The 21,031-nt window shown below is 37.6% G+C and carries 21 protein-coding genes; 6 read left to right on the forward strand and 15 right to left on the reverse strand.

Features of this window, described 5'->3' with window-relative positions; genetic code table 11:
* Positions 1-44 precede the first annotated feature (44 nt).
* Positions 45-1,016: a stage II sporulation protein M gene (locus CCK98_RS18095; RefSeq protein WP_088087839.1), complete on the forward strand. Its 972-nt coding sequence runs from the start codon at positions 45-47 to the stop codon at positions 1,014-1,016.
* Here CCK98_RS18095 and CCK98_RS18100 read toward each other — a convergent pair.
* From CCK98_RS18100 to CCK98_RS18120, 5 genes are read right to left on the reverse strand one after another with little or no spacing between them, the layout of a single operon-like run.
* Positions 997-2,355 carry a DUF58 domain-containing protein gene (locus tag CCK98_RS18100; protein WP_088087840.1) on the reverse strand — a complete coding sequence of 453 codons (1,359 nt, stop codon included), beginning with the start codon at positions 2,353-2,355 and terminating at the stop codon, positions 997-999. The two genes, CCK98_RS18095 and CCK98_RS18100, sit on opposite strands and share 20 nt — an antisense overlap.
* Positions 2,306-3,235, reverse strand: a complete 930-nt coding sequence (locus tag CCK98_RS18105; protein WP_088087841.1) for a MoxR family ATPase — start codon at positions 3,233-3,235, stop codon at positions 2,306-2,308. The genes CCK98_RS18100 and CCK98_RS18105 overlap by 50 nt, the downstream gene beginning before the upstream one ends.
* Positions 3,232-4,353: a DUF4350 domain-containing protein gene (locus tag CCK98_RS18110; protein ID WP_088087842.1), complete on the reverse strand. Its 1,122-nt coding sequence runs from the start codon at positions 4,351-4,353 to the stop codon at positions 3,232-3,234. Before CCK98_RS18110 ends, CCK98_RS18105 begins: the two co-directional genes overlap by 4 nt.
* On the reverse strand, positions 4,350-4,988 hold the full coding sequence (locus CCK98_RS18115; RefSeq protein ID WP_088087843.1) for a DUF4129 domain-containing protein: 639 nt from the start codon (positions 4,986-4,988) through the stop codon (positions 4,350-4,352). The genes CCK98_RS18110 and CCK98_RS18115 overlap by 4 nt, the downstream gene beginning before the upstream one ends.
* Positions 4,989-5,016: 28 nt before the next feature.
* Complete coding sequence (locus CCK98_RS18120) at positions 5,017-5,931, reverse strand: hypothetical protein (RefSeq protein WP_088087844.1); 915 nt, start codon at positions 5,929-5,931, stop codon at positions 5,017-5,019.
* 236 nt (positions 5,932-6,167) lie between these two features.
* Here CCK98_RS18120 and CCK98_RS18125 point away from each other — a divergent pair, with 236 nt between their 5' ends.
* Positions 6,168-7,712, forward strand: coding sequence for a glycosyltransferase family 2 protein (locus tag CCK98_RS18125; protein ID WP_088087845.1), 1,545 nt, complete (start codon positions 6,168-6,170; stop codon positions 7,710-7,712).
* Positions 7,713-7,766: 54 nt separating this feature from the next.
* Here CCK98_RS18125 and CCK98_RS18130 read toward each other — a convergent pair whose 3' ends face one another.
* The 3 genes from CCK98_RS18130 to CCK98_RS18140 all read right to left on the reverse strand — a co-directional run bounded on the left by CCK98_RS18130 (position 7,767) and on the right by CCK98_RS18140 (position 11,984).
* Positions 7,767-8,954, reverse strand: coding sequence for a CapA family protein (locus tag CCK98_RS18130; protein WP_256942394.1), 1,188 nt, complete (start codon positions 8,952-8,954; stop codon positions 7,767-7,769).
* A gap of 131 nt (positions 8,955-9,085) precedes the next feature.
* Positions 9,086-10,873, reverse strand: coding sequence for an oligoendopeptidase F (gene pepF / locus CCK98_RS18135; RefSeq protein ID WP_088087846.1), 1,788 nt, complete (start codon positions 10,871-10,873; stop codon positions 9,086-9,088).
* A gap of 151 nt (positions 10,874-11,024) precedes the next feature.
* Positions 11,025-11,984, reverse strand: coding sequence for a rhodanese-related sulfurtransferase (locus CCK98_RS18140; RefSeq protein WP_088087847.1), 960 nt, complete (start codon positions 11,982-11,984; stop codon positions 11,025-11,027).
* A gap of 206 nt (positions 11,985-12,190) precedes the next feature.
* On the opposite strand from CCK98_RS18140, the gene CCK98_RS18145 reads away from it, so the two are divergent.
* On the forward strand, positions 12,191-13,363 hold the full coding sequence (locus CCK98_RS18145) for a glycoside hydrolase family 18 protein (protein ID WP_088087848.1): 1,173 nt from the start codon (positions 12,191-12,193) through the stop codon (positions 13,361-13,363).
* Positions 13,364-13,593: 230 nt separating this feature from the next.
* Positions 13,594-13,956, forward strand: coding sequence for a hypothetical protein (locus tag CCK98_RS18150; protein ID WP_088087849.1), 363 nt, complete (start codon positions 13,594-13,596; stop codon positions 13,954-13,956).
* Positions 13,957-14,033: 77 nt separating this feature from the next.
* On the opposite strand, the gene CCK98_RS18155 is transcribed toward CCK98_RS18150, so the two are convergent.
* From CCK98_RS18155 to CCK98_RS18180, 6 genes are all read right to left on the reverse strand, one after another.
* The gene (locus CCK98_RS18155; RefSeq protein ID WP_088087850.1) at positions 14,034-14,816 is read right to left on the reverse strand and encodes a dioxygenase; all 783 of its coding nucleotides are present in this window, start codon (positions 14,814-14,816) and stop codon (positions 14,034-14,036) included.
* 21 nt (positions 14,817-14,837) lie between these two features.
* A complete protein-coding gene (locus tag CCK98_RS18160) occupies positions 14,838-15,269 on the reverse strand; it encodes a DoxX family protein (protein WP_088087851.1) in 432 nt (143 codons plus the stop codon).
* 30 nt (positions 15,270-15,299) lie between these two features.
* Positions 15,300-15,950 carry an alpha/beta hydrolase gene (locus CCK98_RS18165; RefSeq protein WP_373408539.1) on the reverse strand — a complete coding sequence of 217 codons (651 nt, stop codon included), beginning with the start codon at positions 15,948-15,950 and terminating at the stop codon, positions 15,300-15,302.
* Positions 15,951-16,280: 330 nt separating this feature from the next.
* Positions 16,281-17,066 carry an alpha/beta fold hydrolase gene (locus CCK98_RS18170; protein WP_088087852.1) on the reverse strand — a complete coding sequence of 262 codons (786 nt, stop codon included), beginning with the start codon at positions 17,064-17,066 and terminating at the stop codon, positions 16,281-16,283.
* A gap of 162 nt (positions 17,067-17,228) precedes the next feature.
* The gene (locus CCK98_RS18175; RefSeq protein WP_088087853.1) at positions 17,229-17,477 is read right to left on the reverse strand and encodes a hypothetical protein; all 249 of its coding nucleotides are present in this window, start codon (positions 17,475-17,477) and stop codon (positions 17,229-17,231) included.
* A gap of 133 nt (positions 17,478-17,610) precedes the next feature.
* Complete coding sequence (locus tag CCK98_RS18180; RefSeq protein ID WP_088087854.1) at positions 17,611-17,892, reverse strand: DUF1292 domain-containing protein; 282 nt, start codon at positions 17,890-17,892, stop codon at positions 17,611-17,613.
* Positions 17,893-18,039: 147 nt separating this feature from the next.
* Between CCK98_RS18180 and CCK98_RS18185 the strand changes: the two genes are divergently transcribed.
* The gene (locus tag CCK98_RS18185) at positions 18,040-18,339 is read left to right on the forward strand and encodes a hypothetical protein (RefSeq protein WP_088087855.1); all 300 of its coding nucleotides are present in this window, start codon (positions 18,040-18,042) and stop codon (positions 18,337-18,339) included.
* A gap of 88 nt (positions 18,340-18,427) precedes the next feature.
* Here the strand turns inward: CCK98_RS18185 and CCK98_RS18190 are convergent, their stop codons facing one another.
* Positions 18,428-19,348 carry an LCP family protein gene (locus tag CCK98_RS18190; protein WP_088087856.1) on the reverse strand — a complete coding sequence of 307 codons (921 nt, stop codon included), beginning with the start codon at positions 19,346-19,348 and terminating at the stop codon, positions 18,428-18,430.
* 180 nt (positions 19,349-19,528) lie between these two features.
* Between CCK98_RS18190 and CCK98_RS18195 the strand changes: the two genes are divergently transcribed.
* Positions 19,529-21,025 (forward strand): spore germination protein, encoded by a 1,497-nt coding sequence (locus tag CCK98_RS18195; protein ID WP_088087857.1) that lies wholly within the window; start codon positions 19,529-19,531, stop codon positions 21,023-21,025.
* The last annotated feature ends 6 nt before the right edge of the window (positions 21,026-21,031 follow it).

The following is a 21,031-nucleotide window of genomic DNA, read 5'->3' on the forward strand; positions in this document are numbered from 1 at the left end:
TAAAGACAAAATTAATACATAGCCCCATTAAAGTAGGTGTCAGGATGAATGTTAAACAATTTGTAAAAATACATCGTGAAGAATGGAAACAGCTCGAACAGTTAATCACAACGATAAGCAAGCACAGAAATAATATAACTGGTGACCGAATCACTCAATACCATCGTCTCTATCAAAAGGCGGCCCAACATCTTTCCTACAGTCAAACTTATTTTCCTAATGATGATGTCACCCAATATTTGAACGGACTTGTAGCTAAATCACATAATCTATTGTATAAAGACCAGGTATCAAGCTTCAAACAAATCCGTCATTTTTTTAGTGAAAAATTTATTGGGCTCTTGTTAGAGCAATGGAAATTTGTCATGTTTGCAATGGTCTTATTTATGATTGGTGCTTTGGGAAGCTTTCTTTCAGTCATGAATGACCCTCTGCATATCTATTCCATTCTCCCAGCGGAAATCGCAAAAGGTGTGGACCCGGAACAACTTGGGAAGAGCCATGATGCGGTGGACTCATCCCTCATGTCGGCAAGCATTATGACAAATAATATCAAGGTCGCGATCTTTGCTTTTGCCGGTGGTATTACATTTGGGCTTGTGACCGTTTATTTGATGGTCTACAATGGCATCATCATTGGTGCGCTCGCTGCCCTATTTTGGCATCACAGTAAATCGTATGACTTTTGGGCATTTATTGTTCCCCATGGGATAATTGAGCTTACAGCCATATTTATTGCCGGAGGAGCTGGTCTTTTAATGGGCTATAAGCTGTTTGTCCCAGGGCAATATTCAAGGAGTTTTCAATTAAAGCAGCAAGCGATGCGCTCCGTTCAACTTCTGCTTGGAACAATTCCCTTGTTTGTTATTGCTGGCATCATTGAAGGGTTTATCACACCAGCAGATATTTCATTAGAAGCAAAGTATATTGTTGCATTCTTAACGGTAATCGGGTTGCTCCTTTATATTGTAATTGGAAAGCTAAAACTTACAAAGGTTATAAAAGATTCTGATTGATAGTGTCAATATAATGCGAAACAGCTGTAATCGCCAACTTTTCCTCACGGGCCTCTATCATTTGGAGGCCTTGTTTTTCCCATTTGATTTTTTCTCTTTTCTTAACAAGAATTTGCTGCTGTGCAATACTTTTTCGCATCGCTGCTTGGACCGTATTCGGCTCCTCTTTGACTCTTCTTAAAAGTGTCTGATCCTCAATCCCAATCATTAAAAATAAATGCCGTTGTCTTAGACGTCTTAATAGCATAAGAGCACTTTCCTCATGAAGAAAGGTGCGGACATCACTAAATAATAGGAGCAGACTTCGTTTCTTTTGAACCATTTCTAAATATTGCAGGATGGCAGCATAATTAGACTCGGCTGCATCCACTTTTAATGAATAGATTGCTTGAAGGATGGTCTGTAGATGGGCGATCCCTTTGGCAGGGGGCACAAAGACCTTTATGTCCTTTGAAAAGGCAAGTACCGACACATAATCTCCCTTTTGGAGTGCTGCCGCTGTAACGGTTAATGCCGCTTCTAATGCTTTTTCTAAGCGATTCCCCTTCGATAATTCTGCCCCCATCATTCTTCCGCAATCAATTAAGATCGTAATATACTTTCCATGCTCCGGTTCATATTCATTTGTCATCACTTCACGAAGCTTCGCTGTTTGGCGCCAGTTGATTTTACGCGGATCATCCCCGACGACATAATTTCTAATCTTGGAAAATTCGCCAACTCCACTGCGCTGTCTTCGAATCTTTAACCCTTCGTAAACCAAATACTTCTGTGCATTTTCTAAATACTGTTTGGTCTCGGTTAAATCAGGAATGACTTTCACTGTATCCGCTAATTCAACTGTCATTTGCTTTTCCCACAAACCCAGTAAACTCGCATAACGAAAATATAGCTTATTGATCTCGTATTTTCCCCGCATCAACGCACTCGTACGAAACGAAATCTCGACCGTTGATTCCTTAGATATTGATCCAATGATAGGAAACGGCATTTCGAAGGACTGCGGTAAACCATCGACCATTCGGTATGAAAAAGGATAAGGAGAGTCATTCTGAACCTCAATCTTTACTGTATATGAAATTCCTCTTTCAAACTCTTCCGCCATCAATCGTTGAAAGAATAGTTGCTTCTTTTTGGGTGAAAAAAACAAGTCTGTCAGACTTATGAAAAGCACAATGATATTAGTAGTAATAACAAAACCCCAAGAAATTTCCCAAATCGTACCGAGACCTAAACCTAAAGATAGAATTAGGAAAACAAGTAGTAATCGTTTAGTTGGTAAAATCCCTCTATCTTGGAACAGGAACCGAGCCCACCAGCTCTTCAATAATTTGGTCAACGGTTGCTCCCTCCAATTCTACATGCGGGGATAACTGAATGCGATGGCGCAGGGCCGGTTTGGCGACTATTTTGATATCGTCTGGCGTCACATAATCCCTTCCTGAAAGGTAGGCCCATGCTTGTGCTGCCTTTCCTATCGATATTCCTGCTCGGGTACTGGCACCAAATCGGATGGCATCTGCATCCCGCGTTTTTCTGACAATTTTCATCATGTAATCTAATACATTCTCACTAACAGTAACTTTTTCGATTTCTTTTCTAATCCTTAAAAAATCTTCCATATCTAAGATGGGTGAAACAACCTTTTCGTTAAAGCTGTTTTCAATTACTTGTTTTAAGACATTTTTCTCTTCCTCATAGCTTGGAAATTCAATTCTCAGTTTAAAAAGGAATCGATCCTGCTGTGCTTCTGGAAGCGGGTAGGTACCTTCAAATTCAATCGGATTTTGAGTGGCGACAACAAAAAACACCTCGGGTAACGGATACGTTTCACCTTGGATCGTCACCTGTTTTTCTTCCATTGCTTCTAAAAGGGCAGCCTGGGTCTTTGCAGGTGTCCGATTTATTTCATCAGCTAAAAGGATATTTGTAAAAATTGGTCCCTTTAACGTTTGAAAAGTGTTTTCCTTCATATTGTAAATCGTGCTTCCGGTAATATCACTTGGCAATAAGTCAGGTGTGAACTGGATCCGATTAAAGGTACCTCCTAAAAGATTCGCTAGAGTACGTACCATTTGAGTTTTTCCGGTGCCAGGCACTCCTTCTAGCAAGACATGCCCTCCTGCTAAAATAGCGGATAAAAGGAGTCTTAAATTTAGACTCTGACCTAAAATCCTCTCTTCATATTTTTCCAAAAAGGATGTTAATTCTGTTTTCATTCTTCAACCTCTCTCCTTAATTGCTCAAGCTTTTTCGACCATAATAAGTATTCCTGTTTTGTGATTTTTTCTTTTTCGAGGATGTTTACTAACCCTATTAGAAAAGGTCTAATTTCATTTGCAGGCACTTTAGTCCATTTTCTTTCAAAATAACTAGATAAATCATTCCATTCCCGATTATATGGAATTTGCCATCGTTCCTGGAGAAGCAGTTTGACATAGTCTGCTTGGATAATGATTGAATCACGATAGCGTTTGCCGCGGAGGAACCAGGCAGCTACCGCTTGGATTCCCTCATCACTAAAACGAACCGACTCTTCCCTTGGGACGAAAATAGGTCCGAAACGCTTTCCCTTCGACCATAACCAGAGAATCATCAATAGTCCCCCTTGCAAAACCAGGAGTAAAAACCACTTCGGGTACACATTCAAAAAAGTAGACGCATTTTCTCCACCATGAATGTATTCATCAAACAGAATCTTATCCGTGGACCCTTCATTGATCAGATAGAGAAGAAGTCGTAAATGGTCTTTTTTTAATAGATCCTCATTTGTCATCCACCCAGGGGTTATCGCCACAATTAAATGACCATTTCCATATGATTGTTTAACTGCAATGGGACCAGCCTCATCATATATTAATACTTCCTCTTCCTTCTTGGTCTGCAGACGGATGACTGAATCGATTTGAGCACGGTAAGAAGTATGACCTTGAGTGTAAACCTTCATTGTTTCTTGTGTGTCAACTGATACTGTTTTTAGGTCAAACATCCCTTGTGGATCGTTTTGTAATAACAAGATGGTGTTTCCGGCCTTCATAAAATTGATATAAGCGTTCATTTCTTCCTTTTCAGGAATAAAAGCAGGTTCAGCCATAACTAGTAATTGGTGGTCAGCTGTTGCTTTTAGTAAATCTGGTGATTGACTCCAGATTTCCCCAGCTTTATCTTTTTTTACATATGTATAAAATGCCTTCACACCAGTCGGCGAAGGTGAATCAGTAAGATATGCTGGGAAAACTTGCGGTCTAGGCGAATAGCTAAAATAGCTGAAGACTAGAAATAAACTGAGCAGGATCAAAAGCCCGATCCAAGTGCGTATTTTGGAAAGAGATTTCATAAAATATTTTCCTCCCCTGTTTCGCCAAGTACTTTTCTTCCTTCATAATGAAACTGGGAGTATTCTTCTTTCTGTACGTTGCGTTCCCCATAGGTCACTTCCTCAAAGAAGTGTGCAAGCTTAAAAAAGAGTTCTGCCTTTTGTGACTCTACTTTTCTTAGTTCATCATAATATTCCCAATTCGTTTTCCAAATTCTAGCCTCCAGCAATCCCTTTTCATGAAAGTAAAGAAGTAGTGCTAAAAATAAATGGCGGGTGGAAAGTGTATATGCTCCTAACGCCTCTTGTTTTTCTGCCTCTTCCAGATGTTTTTGATACGTCCAATTTATTTCCTTCATCGATTGAAGCGGCTTTTGTTTGCGAAGGAGCCGAGTTCGGCGAGTATGACGGATGAGAAAAAAAGTTGATAAAGCTAACAGGAAGATGATAACCACCATGATTGAAATAAGAATCGGACCGGAAGCTCCGCTTGCTGAATCGATGGCAGGAAACAATTTTTCGAGCTGTGCTGCGATCCAGTCTTTGGCATGATCCCACCATGTTGCAATGATACCCTTTGATTCGTAATAAACTGTGTATTCTTTTGTTTTTAATATTTCCTCAAGGTCATCGCGTGCCTTGTTTGCATCTAACATAATCATCACCTAACATAATAGGTTTTTATTAAACAGTCTTATAGTCTTCTAGCATCTCTTTGATATCATCCGCATCGTGTCTTGTTTTTAAATCAAGATACATAACCCCATAGCCCACGGAGAAAATCATTGTCGTAACTAGAGTGACGAGGTTTGAAATCAAGGTTAACAACACACTATTACCTAAAACCATTCCAAACGTTACTTGGACACCAAAGCTGATACTTGAAATAATAAAATAAAACACGATATAGAGACCCATCAACACCCATGTACGCTTCCTTGACAATCTCCAGCTTCTTCCTAAACCAGGTGAATCCTTATCCAGTACGACAGAGCCAAAATAAAAGCTCCAGCGGGTTAATAATAGTCCAATTCCAAGGGCAAACCCCAGAAATAGGACAACTCCTAGAAGGATCCCTAAAACCGGATTTACTGTCGTCGCAACCACACCACCGGTGACTCCGACGATCGCGAGTGGAATAATGATAATCCCCATGGTAATCAGAAAGAATAAGATACTGCTGCCAATCATCGGCCAAAATCGTGAAAAGGCTTGTTTAATTACGGAACCGACGGTATATTCTTCATTTTTTCGAACATGATTGATAGTAAATAGGATCGCTGCCTCCGCAACAGGTGCCAAAATGGCACTAATCAAGCCAACTACGATTAATCCGATGTCTGCGCTCAAACTGCTGGAATCGAAGGTCCCTGATTCTTCAAAGCTCGTAAGTATTTGCTCAAACCAAGCACCATCGCTGCCAACCTCTCGAAAAAAGCTGGTTCCAGCCATGAGCTGGAGTATCGCTTGAAGCAAGTAAACCGGTCCCATGAAAATCAGTAAAATCATAAAAAAGTCCTTAAAGCGATTTTTAGTTAAATGAAAAGTATGATCGAGTATTTCTCCAAAACCTTTTGGGCTAGAAAACTTTTTATCCACTGGTAATATCCTCCTAGAATAATTATCAATAAGAATTATTTTAACATTATTCAGATATATTTAGTGTAAAAAGTTGTCAAAGATCGTAAATTATGGACTGCTTCCAAAGTAATTATACGTAGGAGATCTGTTTTTCGAATAATATTGTAATTTTTGTCAAAGAATAAATAATGGTTTTGCTTTTTACATATTAGTAAAAGTAAGAAAAAGAGGGACAGAAAGTTGAGGTATAAAACATGCTATGGAAATGGAAACAAAATCAGCAAATAATGAATTATAACGCTGAAGGATATTATATCGTTGATCAAAAATTAAACACCCAGCGGAATCCCACATTAGTTTCTGTCATTACCCCCGTTTATAATGCTGAAAAATATCTGAGAAAAACGATTAACTCTGTCCTAAATCAATCCCTTGGCATGGAAAATTTCGAATATATATTAATCGATGATGGTTCTACCGATTCCTCAAGAGATATTTTATTAGAATACTCTTCAAAATTTGATAACATCATTGTCGTTTTTCTTAAAAAAAATACTGGTACACCTGGTCGTCCGCGTAATATTGGTATTCAATTGGCTAGCTCCAAATATATGACTTTTTTGGATGCGGATGATTGGCTTGAACCCAATGGACTCGAAGTATTATCGACCATTTTAGAGGAAACAAGTGATGATTATGCAGTTGGGAAAACCATTCAGATTCAGGCAAAAGGTAAGACAATTATTATCGGAGAGCATGAATCATGTAAAGAAAGAAGAAGTGAATCACCATTTACGATCCCACATATCTTTCATCATTTAGGACCCAGGGCACGAATGATAAAAACGAGTGTAATTAAGGATAATCAGATTTTTTTTCCTGAAATGAAATTTGCTGAAGACAAACAATTTTTCATTGACGTTTTAACGCATTGTCATTCAATTTCCACGACGCAACATCCAATTTATTATTTGAATCGAATCGATAATCAAAACACTCGTTTGTCAAATCAGACCAACATTATCCAAAAGACAAATTGTAATCTTAAAGTGATTAACCATATTATCAACAAGAATTTAGAAATAGAAAAAAAGAAGATGGTTTTAAATCGATTATATGAATTTGATTCAATTACGAGATTTTTCACTACACCTCATTTTCAAAAAACAAGACTTAAGCGCGTCTATTACTATAAGTTTAATCAAGTGTTAAAAACAACGAAAAAGTTAAATTATGAGTTTTCAGGGGAATTCTTTCAACCAATGAACAAAGTCGTATATAACTTGTACACTGATCGAAAATATAAGCAACTTGAGAACCTTTTTGCGTGGGATAAGAATGAAAAAATAAAGGATGTTATCATTAAAGATAATCTTCCCTATGTTGTTGTCCCCTTTCTAGAAGACCCATTCAAATATATAAGAATTCCAATGCATTCGACATTTGAAGAAGAATATGTTGATAAGAATAAATATTATCTTAAATTTAAGGTATTTGGTGATCATCTGGATTCACTCACAGATGGACTGATTCGTGATACAAACAATGGCCTGCTTGAATCTTCCCTGCCTGTGAACGTTGATAAGAGTGGGAATGGGATATTAGAGTTGGATTTAGAGCTACTAAACCATTATCCGTCATCAAATTATGCTATCTTTCTACGTTTCAATGATTATTTAAAAATTAATATCAGAAAACAGATCCAAAGTAAGAAACAATATCAATATAAGAATCGTGATTTTACTTTTTACAATACCACCTACTCGAACGTTGGCTTAAAAATATCTTCCATAAAATAAAGGGTCAGTGGTTACTGTCCCTTTAAACTTTATTATTAAGCCACTAGAAAAAGACTAGTTCTCTTTTTTCACAACTTGATCATTATTTTCATATACCAGCCAATCTGATCCATTGATTTTGTTGGAACCATCAATGATTTTCTGCTTGACTCTTTTCCGTTCTGAGCCAGTTAATAACGTAGGTTGATAATCATTTCTCGAGGAAACCGAAGAAATCGAAAATGGAATCACATTAATTTCTTTGGCATCTGAAAGTACTCCATTTTTCAAATGAAAGGTTTGTTGAAAAACAAACGTATCCTTGTCACTTGGATTTCTATTCCCGCCAAACATAAAGTTGCCGAGACTATAGACAATAAATTTCCCTTTGTATTCTTCAATCCCTTGGACTACATGAGGATGATGTCCAAGTATAAGGTCTGCACCGCTATCGATGGTAAACCGTGCTAATGACTTTTGAGAGCTGTCAGGGACATAATGCCGTTCACTGCCCCAATGATAATGAACGAGAACAATTTGGGCACCTTGTGCCCGTAAATCCTTAATATCCTGCTCCACCTGACTGCGTATTTCTGGTGTGTCCGCCCACCCCTCATAACCTAAAGCGCCAATTTTCGAATCTTTGACAGTCGTAATATATTTATGATCATAACCAAAGTAACCAATTTTCTCATTTTGCAATGAAGTTATCGTATCCTGATAGCCTTTATCTAGGTAATCATGGATATGATTATTTGCTAGATTTACCGCTTCAATTCCGCCCAATTCTAAAATTTTCGCATAGGATGGATCACCTTTAAAACGAAATGTCTTCACCGCTTTTTGGGTTGCATTTGTTAGTGTCGTTTCCAAATTGACCGTTGTGAAATCATCATTTAAAAAAATATTATCCAAGCCTTTGACAAAATACGCTAGTCCATTGTCAGAAGCTGCTTTGATGAAGGAAGAACTATAATTAAATGATTCATCCGACCCAAGTGTAAAATCACCAGCAGCACTTATTTTTATCGTTGTTTCTTTAACTGGTTCAGGTTTTACTTCCGGTTTAGTTCCTTGCTTTGGTTCCTCTTTTATCTTCTTAACAGGTTTTTCCTTAATCTTGGTTGTTTTTGAAACAGCATTCTTTTCCTTCATACTACTATTTAAGTAAAAACCACCAGTAATAAGTAATATAACCGCAATGATAATGAACGGTACCAATGATTTCATTTTTCCTCGTTTTTTGTCTTTTCTACTCATCATAGTACCAATTACCCCTTTTATTTATTGAACTTTCCTAATTCTACAATAAGTTCAAAATTTCCTCTATAAAAAAATAACCCACGTTAGTTTCCTTTAGGAAGACAACATGGGTTTTTTTGGAGTAGTTATTTTTACATTCGCGAGAATTCTTCTACTAATTCACCAAACCGTTTCATAGAATTTTCAATTGGATATGGAGTAGTTAGGTCGACGCCGGTCTTTTTTAACAGTTCAAGCGGAAAATCCGAACTACCGCTCTTTAAGAATTCCAAATAGGAAGTTAGCGTTTCTTGGTCGCCTTCAAGAATCTTAGTCGCCAAATGAATCGCAGATGCAAATCCTGTGGCATACTTGTAAACATAGAATGGGCGGTAGAAATGAGGGATTCTGGACCATCCAAATTTTACTTCCTCATCAAAGACAACCTCATCCCCGTTGTATTCCCGGAATAGTGTCTCATAGGTTTGATTAAATACTTCCACATTTAAAGGCAGCCCCTTTTCAGCCATTTCATGTGTCTTCATCTCAAACTCGGCAAACATGACTTGTGTGAAAAATGTCCCCTTAAATTGATCGATAAAATGATTAACTAAATGTTTTCGAACATCAGGATCTTTCTCGTTGTTTAGTAAATAGTTAATTAACAGAACTTCATTGACGGTTGACGCCACTTCGGCCACAAAGATGCTGTAACGAGCCGTAATCTGTGGCTGGTACTGCGAACTCAGCCGGCTGTGGACACCATGCCCGCATTCATGGACCAGCGTGAATAAACTGTCCAAATCATCCTGATGATTTAAGAGAATATAGGGATGGACCCCATAGACACCAAGATTGTAGGCACCTGACCGCTTCCCAGGTGTTTCCCTAACATCAAGATAACGAGCATCTTTAAACTCCTTAAGAATCTGGATATAATCTTCCCCGAGCGGTGCTAAAGCTTTACACATCGTGTCATAGGCTTCATCATATGAAATCACTTGTTTGACTCCACTGACAAGCGGGACACTCATATCATATTGACGTAGTTCATCTAGCTCCAATTTTTCTCTGCGGATGCGTGAATATTGATGGAGTGGACCGATATTTTGTTTGGTTGTTTTGATTAGATTCTCATAGACTTCTTTTGGTACCTTATCCCCAAATAATGCCTTTTCTAATGCAGAAGGATATTGTCGGATTTTAGCAGTTGTCACATTATTTTTGATAGCGGCGGATAGGGTGGCGGCTATCGAATTTTTCAATTGCAGGTATGGTTGATAATAAGCTTTATAGGCCTCTCTTCGCTTTTCACGATCTTTTTCATCGATTAATTTTGAATACATGCCCCTTGTTAATTCCACCCGTTCCCCGTTATCACTGGTTACTTCCCCAAACTTAATATCAGCGTTATTCATCATTCCAAAGATATTACCTGGGGCCGAGAGTGCTTCACCTAATTGGGAAAGAACTGCTTCCTGTTCCTTTGTTAATACATGCTGCTTGTATCGAAACGACTCCCATAAATCCTCTTCAAAGTAATCCAGCCTCTTTTCAGATGATATGTACCCTGATAAAGTCTTTTCATCCAGGCTTAATAAATAAGGCATAAAGAAAGAGGTGGCAGCACTAACCTTAACACTCAGTTGTTTTGCTCTGTCTAAGTGGGACTGTGCCTGGTTATCCCTTGTATTTTCATCTACACTCAACATAGCATAGGCATAAACTTTGTTGAATAGAAAAGATAACTCTTCTCTTTGCTTAAGATATTGATATAGTGAGTGTCCGTCTTGAATGGTACCATCATATTGTTTTAGGTTAGCTGCCATCTTTTCTATTAGCAGGTAATCTTCTTCCCATTTCTTGATATCCGAATAAATATCAGTTAAGTTCCACTTTTCATGCGCTGGGACTTCTTTTCGATTTGTATAGGTTACCATTTATCCAATTCGCTCCTCTCAATGTAAAAAATTACAATCAACTTATACTCTCTATCATAATAAATCTATTCTTAAATTCCTATTCGTAAACCTTAAAAAAGAAGAACAAAAAAAGCAGGCCATTAATTTTGACCTACTTCTTAAATAATACTTATATGGTTAATTCTTTCTCAATCACCGCTAATCTTTCCTTTACCTCATCTTCGCTTAAACCGTGTTGTGCAACATAACGGTTGCGAGGATGAACCCGGCACTCATGCGAACAGCTTCGTAAGTGTTTATGTTCGTTTTCCTCAGAGCAAAGAATTTTTCGATTACATGCTGGGTTAGCACAATTTACGTAGCGCTCGCAAGGCTCACCAGTGTAATAATCCTTCCCGACAACTACGTGCTCTTTTTGATTAACAGGAACACTTATTCGCTCATCGAAAACATAGAGCTGACCATCCCATAAATCCCCTTTAACTTCTGGGTCTTTTCCGTAGGTAACAATTCCGCCCTCTAGTTGCGATACATCCTCAAAGCCCTCTTTCAATAACCAGCCTGAGAATTTTTCACAACGAATGCCACCCGTACAATAGGTAAGTATCTTTTTGCCTTCAAACTCCTGCTTATTTTCTCTTATCCATTGTGGGAGGTCACGGAAGTTAAGAATATCCGGTCTTACAGCCCCTCTAAAATGACCTAAATCATATTCATAATCATTTCGAGCATCGATGACAACCGTATCTTCCTTTTGCATTTCCGCAAAGAATTCTTTTGGTTTCAAATGCTTACCGGTTTGCCAATTGGGGTTCACGTCATCTTCCAAACGCAAAGTAACAAGCTCCGGTCTAAACCGTACCTTCATTTTTTTGAAAGCATGCTCGGACACTTCATCAATTTTAAAAATAGTTCCTGCAAAAAGTGGATGCTCATCCATATATTTCATGTAAGCGTCAGTTTGTTCAATGGTGCCTGACACCGTTCCATTAATTCCTTCCGCCGCAATGATAATTCGACCCTTGAGACCTAGTTCATTACAGTAGTTAAGATGTTCCTGGGTCACTTCTTCAGGATTCTCTATTGAGACATATTTATAATACAATAACACTCTATAGTCTTGATTCATGTTTACCACCTTACAATTTTATATATATTAAATACTTAATTTTTTAACATTAACCTTATAATTATAGCAAAAACCAACAAATAAATTCAAATTATTTTACTCTTCGAAGGCTGCTGTACCTATATAGGTTGATATTACCAACCGTTCTTGCTCGTTTTTTCTGTTACAATTTTTTATATGAGAAATAATAAGGAGGAACACAATCTATGAATAAACGTCATCTCCTCCTTGGTCTGGTAATTGCGGTGACCTTCATTGGAGGAATACTAACTGGAGTCATTTTCACTAAAAATAATGAAAAGCAAGATCGTCCCAATACGCAAATATTAGAAGATGCACCTAAATCGGCCATTAAGCCAAATTCAAAAGAACTCCCTAAATTGAAGAAGGCATCATCAAAAGTGATGATCGGCTATGTTCAGGATTTTCGTGATCCAAACATGGTTGATTATTCCAAATTAACACATGTCATTTTCTCCTTTGTTCATCCTACTAAGGATGGAGGAATTTTATTTAATGGTGATCAAGCTTTAAAAAACCTTAGAGCTGTTGTTAAAAATGCAAAAAAGCATGATACGAAGGTGATGCTGGCGATTGGTGGATGGTACCACATCAAGGGTGGAGAATCCTATAATTATTTTAAACCGGCGATTTCTGATCCTAAATCAAGGGCAAAGCTAGTTAAAGAGCTGACTAATATCGCAGTCCGTGAAAAGCTGGATGGGATAGATATCGATTTTGAACACCCTCGTTCAACAGAGGATGCACAAAATCTCTCTGCTTTTGCGAAAGAGTTAAGTGCCCAGCTTCATCCAAAAAAGAAAGAGCTATCCATTGCTGTTAATTCAAAGATTCATGCGGTAACGTTAACGGAAGTAGCCTTTATTCAGTATGATCCATCTATGTTCAAAACGGTAGACCATGTTAATATTATGGCGTACGATGGTCAGTATGACGGAAGTTACAATGCCGCAAATTTATCGCCCTATCCCTATACAGAGAAAATCGTAAACTATTGGACGAACCTATTTGAAACTCAGAAACTTTCAAAGGAAAAATTAGTATTGGGCGTCCCGTCTTACGCCACACCGGAAGATCCTAAAATCAAACAGGTATCCTTTGCTGCAATAATTAACAATAATCCTGCCAATGCTGGAAAGGACACTGTTCAGATGAATGGTACGACCTACCATTATAATGGCGGTGTTACGATGATAAAAAAAACACGTCTGGCCCTCGATCACGGCTTTGGCGGCATGATGATGTGGGAAGTTGGTCTTGATGCACAAGGGTCACATAGTCTGACAGGGACAATTTTTACAGAACTTAAAGCATCGGGTAAAGAACCAGTTAAATATTATACTGCAAAAGGATATTAACAAGAAAAGGCTGTTCCCACAGGAACGGCCTTTTTTCGGACGTCAATAGCCTCCATACCTTCGACTGAAGCCTCTTTCCCCTTTTCAAACAACTAGGTGCCTGACACCCATTTTGACACGAAATTGTAATAAATATTGGTATTTGTCGAATATTTTTCCAAAATTTTTGAAGGAGATTGTCGAAAAAGAGAGAATCAAGTTAAGGAGGTTAAATAAAGGAGGAAATATATATGAAGAAATTGCTAACAGTTTTATGTGGAGTCATTATTGCATTATCGTTGTTTGTGACTACTGGGAATACGGCAAAAGCTGCAGGTCCAGATGATGATTGCACCTGTCATAATCTTTTACCACTTCAGGGTGCAGAAAGAAATAAGATTGTTGCAAAGTTAATTAGCAGCGACGTGTTCAAGGAAGCGAAAAAAGATCTTCAAGAGGATGGATATAAATGGAATGGTGCAAATTCTATCGAGGTATATCAATTTGAGGGCGTTACCGCGGTTGGAGTACTATTTACAAATAAAGAAGGAATTATAGAAAGACATGCTTTTGTAAATGGTGATTACGTTGGACCTGCACCCGATATGGAATAATAAAAAAAATTCCTAACCAATTAGGTTGGGAATTTTTTAGTTTTACATTCGAACTATTTAGGGAGGAGCTATTTCCACTATTTATCCCCAAACTGCCAAACACTATGACTAAGGTTTCCATATCGAAAACTGCGATGCAGCAAAGTAGCTTTTTGACTATCATCGGCTGCTCCCATCGCATAGAAAATCGGGATGAAGTGTTCATTGCCATAGCGAGGTACGGCATATTCAGCATTTGGAGCAAGTGAATCATACTTAAATAAGGAATCCAAATCCCAATTATTCAGATGGGTTGCCAACCAATCATCAAACTCAAGGGCCCATTGATCAATCTCGTTATCTGCCCATTTCACCGCGCGGAGATTGTGCACTGTTCCCCCGCTTGCAATAATTAAAACATCATTAGCTCGTAATGCCGATAAGCTTTTGCCGATTTTATATTGTTCCTCTGGTTTAAGTTTCGGGTTGACTGACATCGCAATGACCGGTATATCAGCATCTGGATAAAGTAGACGAAGAACCACCCATGCCCCATGATCCAAGCCGCGTTTTGATTCGACATCAAATGGAACACCGTTTTTTGCAAACAGATCCTTAATTTCTTGTGAAAGCTGCGGATTACCTTGAGCTGGATACTTAATCTGGTATAAAGCTGGATCAAATCCACCGAAATCATAAATAGTATCATACGTATCAACTTCGCTTACTTTTTGCATTGATGATTCCCAATGGGCCGAAAACAAGATAATTGCCTTTGGGCGGGGCAGATTTTGCCCGAGTTGATTTAGAAACTGAGTATATTCATTGTTCTCAACCGCAAGTAAAGGTGCACCATGAGCAATAAAAAATGATGGCATCATACTACTTCCCCCTCTTTATGATTAATTTCTTGTTAATGAAGTTGAATCTGTTCGTTGACCTTTAAAAATAATCTGATCTAATGCAAACATTTTGCTGCCATTGATGGCAATAAACACAGCCATCGCCATTAAAGCTAAATCTAATTCATAACCAGCCATTTGTCCATTCCCTAAAAAGCCTATAGCTAGTTTCACTTTGATTGTTGCACCAATCATTAACAAAGCCAATAAAGCTGAAACGATTCTACTGCCTAAACCTAAAACTAATGCAGCTCCACCGATCATTTCTACTAAAGCAACACCATATGCTAAGAATCCAGGTAAACCAATGCTTTCAAACCATCCTACGATATTTTCGATTCCGCCTTGGAATTTAACTAACCCATGAACAAAAAACGTCACACCTAATATTACTCTTAAAATTAATGTACTTGCCTCATATTTTTTTAACATTATTATTTCCCCTTTTTAGTAAATTTGTTTTTATTTCTCCACTTTTTCTAATAACCATTGCGTGAAATCTTTATGGTTTTCTACTGATACTGAATGTCCTTCTTGATACGTTTTAAAAGTTACCATCGCCCCGAGCTTACGAAAATATTCGTTATTAGCTAGACCCCATTCAAATGGAAGCACCTGATCCATCTCACCATGTGAAATAAACAAGGATAATTGTTCGACGGGCAGAATGTTGTACTCTTCTTTGACAAAAGCAGGTACGTAACCGCTGAGGGCAATTATACCCTTGATCCGATTTCCCAGTGATAGGCCAAGCGTCATAGAAAGGATTGCTCCTTGGCTAAAGCCGAGTAAGAATATCTGACTCTCATCAATCGAGTATTCGCTGCAGGCGTAATCAATAAAACTAGTCAGTTTACTAATTCCTTCATCGAACACTTCCCGATGAGGTTTTCCATATCCCTGAATAGTAAAATATGCATAGCCTGGCGGCTGCGAAAGATGCCCGCGGACACTAAAAATAAAGAAGTGGTCTTCTAACCCGTTAACCAAAGACAGCATATTTTGTTCATTACTTCCAATTCCATGCATTAGAAACAGTGCAGGATATTTTTTACCAGGTTCGATTTGTGCTGGTCGACGAAGTTCATAAATCATCGGTGAATTCAATTCCATCATCCTTTCTTAAAAAATTCACTCCTAATACCATTAGGGTGGCTGTTTATTTGAATACTTAACCTCTATAAAAGGTAAATATCTTCTAACGGCATCAACCCTTAAATACAAATAAATAAAAATGATTCATATTAAGAAACAAATAGGCAAAAAAAGAAGATGGCTCATTTGTTTTTATATATGAATATTTATTGTTTATAGGATAACAAAGACCTAGTCAGATTGTCAATAAATATTTTCTAATATAAAAATTTGTTTCACATTAGAAAACACATAAAAAGAGAAACCGAATTGGTTTCTCTAAATGGTATCGATAATCTTTCAAGATACTTATATAGTAGACACAAAATCCTTTATCTCTTTAATCAGATCATGTGGATTCTCATACATACTCATATGACCGGAATCTTTTATGATTGATTGTCTAATATTCGCTCTGCTGACCGAAAATGTCTTTTCTGCCGGAATGATTTGATCTTGTTCACCTGCGATTAATAGAACGGGCATGGTAGAAGCTTCTAATACTTGATTACGGTCAGTACGGTCTTTCATTGCATTTAATGCATCGATTGCGCCCTCTGCGGAAGTAGTATAGCCTATTTCCATTGCTGCTCCAACATAATTCTCATCCTGGTTAACAGGCGAGAATAGTTTCGGTACCAAGCCGTCGATAAGCGAATAAATGCCTGACTTGTTTACTTTCTCAATATTTGACAGCCTGCCTTTTTTCGCTTCCTCCGAATCTGGAAAGGCCGTGGAATGAATGAGCGAAAAGCCGTTTAATTGATTGCTGTACTTTTCTGCAAAGGCCAGGGTGATATAGCCGCCTAAAGAGTGACCAAACATCGTTACTTCCTGTAAATTTAATTCAGCCAAAAGGTTTTTTACTTGATCCGCAAGATTCTCAATCGTACTGCTTCCTTTTAGAGGTCCTGACTGTCCATGTCCCGGAAGATCAAGAGCAATCACCCGGCAGCTGTCTGACAACACAGGAATAACATGTTCCCAGTAACGGGAGCTTCCACAAAAACCGTGCAAAAGAACGATTGGTTTCCCTTCACCCTTATCTATGTAGGCTATCGTTGAATCTTGAAGCGTAACTTTCTTAGATTCCATATTGGTACCAGCTCCTTTTCATTTTTATTTTATTCAAAATTGCTGCTTACTAGTTTTCATTACTAAATATTCGAGTCTTCCTTGGTATTTCCTTTAAAAATCTTCACTTTCAAAAAGAGAGAGCATAATTGCCCTCTCTTTAACTTTTCTATATTTAACTTTTCAACTAATTTGCTCTTCACTATTATCAATACTCAGTAAGGTTCTTTTACTTGGAATTTGCGTTAAATTTGATTTTTTCAATAAATACGTTAAATGTTCAATCGGCATGGAACCGTGACCTTTGCTATCTGCAAGTATGAATTGGACAGTAACACCATTATAACTTTTGACAGTCATTGTCTCAGCTGAATTAAAAAAACCTTTAATACCTTGTGAAATTTGATATTTCATACCTTCTTCAATTAACATTAGATTACTCCTTTTTATATGTTTTTCATAGGTAGTAGTATGCCAAGAAAGATTTTATACATACATAATTTTCCCAATTGAATCAGGAAAAAATAAAAGAGAGATTAATTAATCCCTCCCAGACCAAGGCATATTACTCTCCCTTTTCCTCCTCTTCGTCCATTATTTCATCAAATGCTGCAGACACCTTTTCGAACTCTTCATCACTTTCAATCGCGGAAAAATCACCATCTTCGTCTACCTTCAGAAAGAAGATATCAATATCTTCATCGGATTCTTGTGCGACATCTTCAGCAAATCCGACAGCCACATATTCATTTCCTTCTATAGTCATTACCCCTAGCACTTCCACTTCTTGTTCTTCGCCGGTTTCATCGCTAATGGTAAAAATTTCGCCTACTTCAATTTTACTCATCTATACGTTCCCCTTTCATATAAAAAGTATATACTTAACACAGTATCCCTAAAAAGATTAGTTTTCATTCGAAAACATGGTTTACCACTACATATTCGACAAAAATCTAATATAATAAGTTTATTAAGCTTTCTAAGGAGAATCCCAATGAATCAAAAACAGCTAGAAGAAAAAATTATCGAAAACTATCGTGGAGAAGAAAATATGATGATTCTTGTATTTGCACAATGGTGCGTGAATCATGATCTTGATCCAGAAAAGTTATACTTGCGAGCCTATCCGAATCAGGCCTCCAATCCTGCCTTAAAAGAAGCGATTGAGCTAACCGTTTCGAAAGAAGAAGCGGGCGAAGTGGGTGACCAAACCTTACTGGGTGTGTTGGCGTTGTTTGGCAATGATGATCTTGCTTTTGTTGTTACAGAAGAAATAAGCAAATTGAAAAAATAAGTTTTGTGCAATTCCAGAGTGGTTTTTTACGTTTAGACATTGCTAAAAAGCAGACATACTTAACAGCTATGTCTGCTTAATGGTCTATTTAATAATTATATTCCCTGTTAACTGGGGAAGGCTTGAGCAAGAAATCTTTTAAAGCCTCTCTATTTTCTTCCAAATTAATCTCAAGAACTGCACCCGAATGTGGATAGGTTTTATTTACATAGCTATTTTGAACTGGAATCCGTAAACTATCGATATTCTTAACTGGATAAAAGACCAATTTAGATAAAACCGATAAAATTTCTCCTTTTTCCATATCAGACTCCACATGATTTAAACCTTGATCCACAAAATCTGGAAGTGCTGCTAGCGACTCAAAATGACTAAATTTATTCCTTAATTGTTCCTTTACCTTTACAAGGACTTCTTGCTGGCGTCGAACGCGACCAAAATCACTTTCATCATCGTGTCTAAACCGTACATATTTAAGTAACTCCCTTCCTTTAAGCGCATTTTCTCCAGGTTTTACCTTCATATTGAAATCATCAATCATTTTTTGACTTACATTCACTGTGATTCCTTCTGGGGCAATCAGATCAATAAAATTAGCAAACCCTTCAAAATCGATCGAAACGGAGTGGTCCACTTTAATTCCGAAATTATCATTAATCGTCTTTTTTAATAATTCATTTCCGCCGATAAAATAGGCCATGTTAAGCTTGTCGTACCCTTTTGGATGCCCTGGAATTTTGACATAACTGTCTCTCATCAAGGAAATTAACTTGATATTACCTTCTTTAGGAACATATTGGGCAATAATGATTGCATCTGAGAAGGATTGAGGTTCGCCTCTTGAATCGCTGCCAATTAAAAGAAAATTCATGATTCCTTTTGAATCTTTATGTGTACTGTCTTCAATTTTTGATGGTGAAGAGGGTTGAACTTGATTTTGATCACTGAAATCTCCCGCTGAACAACCTCCTAATAACAAGGAAAGTACAATTAATTTGATTAATTTCACACTTTTCACCAACTTTCAATAATATTCGCTCAAAGATAAAAGTTGCTACCATCTTAATTTCTCATTTATTACTTTTGTTTATTCTTCCTACCATTATCTTTCCTATTTTCTATCCTTGGAAAATTTGCATAAAAATTCCTATTCTACACAAAATAAAAAAAAATATTTTGAGGGATACCAATGACACCTAAGGCAGAACAACCAGGCAAGGAAGGAACTCTGCAAAAATCTAACGAACAAGATTGGCTCCAACGTTTATCAAAATCAAATGACTTTGTTCATGAGCATACTTCCATAAAAGAAGATCATCCTTTTTGGCTTTCGTATTATCGCACACTGATTTCATCTGACATCCTCCATCAGGATGTTTTGCCCTTTTTGAATGAGCAGCTATCATTAGAGGAATTAAAAAGTGTTATACCTGTACAAGAAATTCTTTGTACAAATGATCCTAAGGTAATCATTGAAAACCTGATGCGGGGATTCTTGGTGATACAAAAGCATGACCAAGATAAAGATTGTCTATTAATTAACATTGCAAACAGTAAATTTCGAGATGTTAGCATAGCAATGATGGAATCTTCGGCTGTTGGACCACAAGTGGGTTTTATTGAAGAATTAGACACCAATATTAATCTTATTCGAAAACGATTACCTGTCCCTGAACTGCTTGTCATCGAAATGAATGTCGGCGAACTTTCAAAAACAAATGTTGCCGTTATCTATATGGATGGGATTGCCGATCCGGAAAATGTGAACACGGTTGTTCAAAGAATCAACGATGTTCAATATGATCATATCCAGGACAGTGCTTATCTCTCTTCAATGATTGAAGACAATTCGAATTCTTTGTTTCCGCAATCGATTTCAACTGAGCGAGTCGATCGTGTGGCTGCAGGGTTAACGGAAGGCAAAATAATCATTGCAGTGGATGGGTCACCAAATCTTGTCCTTGTTCCAGTTACCATGGTTGAATCGTTTATTTCGATGGAAGATTATAGTTATTCCTGGATTATTGGAAATTTCTTTCGACTCTTACGCTTTGGTGCTATGTTCATTTCCGCGCTTGCTAGTCCATTGTATGTAGCGATCATGACCTATCATTATGAATTGATTCCTGCCCCATTGCTCGAAACTCTAGTTGGTTCAAGGGTAACTGTTCCCTTTCCTCCTTTTTTAGAGGCTTTAATGTTAGAACTCATGATTGAAATGGTAAAAGAAGCAGGGATTCGATTACCATATAAAATCGGGCAATCTCTTGGGGTTGTGGGTGGTATTGTTATCGGACAGGCAGTCGTTGAAGCGGGGTTAACTAGTAATGTATTGCTTATTTTAGTAGGTCTAGGAACCTTAGCTTCCTATACGGCGCCGGTTTATAAATTTAGCAACACTGTTCGGTTTATTAAGTTTCCTTTTATTATTCTTTCCCAATGGTTTGGATTGCTTGGGGTGTTTTTAGGAGTCCAATTTACAGTTCTCCATGTATTACGCTTAACTTCTCTCGGGCGTCCTTATTTAAGCATGTACCCAATACGCTCTACATCCTTTCAAGATCTTTGGTTTAGACTTCCTTTTTCCAAACAGCTAGAAAATCCGACCACCCTTAGACCACAAAAGAAAAGAAAATCAACTGGGAATCGAGAAAACCCAGAACCAGTGAACGATTTTTATGAATAAATCGTA

It is taken from the genome of Bacillus sp. OV166, assembly GCF_900177675.1.
In the GTDB taxonomy this organism is placed as follows: Bacteria; Bacillota; Bacilli; order Bacillales; family Cytobacillaceae; genus Neobacillus.